Source organism: Peribacillus sp. (genome assembly GCF_059453735.1).
In genome coordinates, this window is record NZ_JAZVJO010000057.1 from 1 (window position 1) to 1,878 (window position 1,878).

Here is a 1,878-nt window from a genome sequence, read left to right on the forward strand (position 1 = left end):
TCAAATTGCTCATTTCAGCGTTCAGCCCATTCTTTCCTTATATGTTGGGGAACTTCATGGTCCTGAAAACCTCGGATTATTTGCGGGTATTGCCTTTTCTGTTGCAGGGGTGGGTAATCTCTTCATGTCGCGAAAATGGGGGGAGATTGGGGATGCACACGGACATATTAAGGTGCTCCTAGCCCTGCTTTTCTTTGCAGGTATTGCCTATATTCCAGGTGCGTTTGTGACTAGTTTCTGGCAGCTCGTTATTGTTCGATTCACACTGGGTATTGCAATTGGCGGCATCATCCCAGTCAGAATCGCCTTCATCCGTCAGGAGGCACCGATTGCCATGCAAGGTGAGGTTCTTGGTTACAGCACGAGTTTACGCTTCCTTGGCAACGTCATCGGACCTATTATGGGGGGCATGATTGCTGGATTCTATGGAATCTCAGCAGTCTTTATCTCGACGAGTGCTTTGCTGATTATCGCTGGTCTATTCCTTTATGCATCGTTACACCGACATCCAGAGGTCATTAAAGATTATTAATGAAGGAAAGCTGTTGAGAACCTCCTCAACAGCTTTTTTCTATGGCTATTTAATTAAAAAACTTGCGCCATCAATGATTTCAATTTCCGGGTACTGTTTCAAATCATCCATTAGTTGAAACAGTGCCTCATCCTTTTGTTTCGCTTCAATCATACAATCAAGCTGCGGAAGACTCCCCTTTATCCCATTTAAAAAATCGAGGAACATCTTGCTGTCAATATAATCGGAGTGTGCACGGTACTCTTCATCTGAACGCGGGCTTGATATATGCATCTTCGGAGGAAGACTGGAATGCTGCCATGTTCCAATTACCCGCTCCCACTCCTCTTCCCAAGAAGGCATTGCTGGATGATTAGCAAGATGGTGGTGATAATCAAATACTTGCGGTATCCCTAGTTTTTCACATAAATAAAGGGTGTCTGCCAGTCCAAAGGTTTTATCATCATTTTCTAAGATAATCATCTGCTGTAATGAAACTGAAATCAGCCCCCAATTATGGATAAACTGCTCCAGCGCTTTTTCCTTATCCTGATATCCTCCTCCAACATGAAGAACACATCGATGTTCCGGATTGATCTTCATCCCCTTTAAAAGTTGTTGATGTATCCTCAGAGTTTTAAGTGAATTGTTTAGAATATCCACCTGCGATCCATTTAAAAGCACAAAATGATCTGGATGAAAATCAACTCTCATTTTTGGATGTTTAATCAGAAATTCAGCGATTTGTCCGAGAACATCACTAAGCGGCTTTAAAAACTTCCATTCTGGAAGATCTGGATGATTTGCTAATGGAATAAGCTTAGAACTTAAACGAAAAAAGGCAATATCATGAACAGCACAATGCCTTAAAATCCGTAGACAGTTTTCAAGGTTAGCGGCGGCAATTCTCTCTAGTTTACGAATGGCCGCTTCACGGTCTTTAATTTTCGAAAACTGAGCAAATGTCATCGTCTGCGATGGCGATGCATTCTTCAGAGACATGCTCATCGCTACAAAACCTAACCGAACTAATGTCAAGATAACACCCCATCTCTCTTTACACTTTAGTATGCTCATTTCTTAGCAGTTTTAAAGCCTGAATAGAGTTGTAGTTCAGTTAATGAGTATAAACTCCCCTTTGTTATGTATGTGTATAGATCGCTCATTTAGAATCTAATCTAAATCCTTCGAATAAACGCCCTCCAAATGGCTTACATCCTGAAGCAATCCCAAAACGAGTATCGAGTGTATTGCTTAGGTTACTTGAACGATCAGCTTGTCCAAATGCTTTTTCTACGAGAATTTTTTCCCTCTTCTAACAATACGACCCCAGAGAATCCCGTTTTTTCTGCTTAGATCGAAAGCAT

General features: G+C 41.5%; 2 protein-coding genes and 1 pseudogene. 1 reads left to right on the forward strand and 2 read right to left on the reverse strand.

Translation table 11 applies throughout. The annotated features are described in order from the left end of the window. On the forward strand, window positions 1-532 hold a 532-nt coding region (locus AC52RT_RS01975), incomplete at its 5' end, for an MFS transporter (protein ID WP_495539190.1). Window positions 533-577: 45 nt separating this feature from the next. Here AC52RT_RS01975 and uvsE read toward each other — a convergent pair. Continuing rightward, window positions 578-1,549 (reverse strand): UV DNA damage repair endonuclease UvsE, encoded by a 972-nt coding sequence (gene uvsE, locus AC52RT_RS01980; protein WP_495539191.1) that lies wholly within the window; start codon window positions 1,547-1,549, stop codon window positions 578-580. Window positions 1,550-1,715: 166 nt separating this feature from the next. Beyond that, window positions 1,716-1,848: pseudogene (locus AC52RT_RS01985) on the reverse strand (penicillin-binding protein); the annotation flags it as partial. Between the last annotated feature and the right edge of the window lie 30 nt (window positions 1,849-1,878).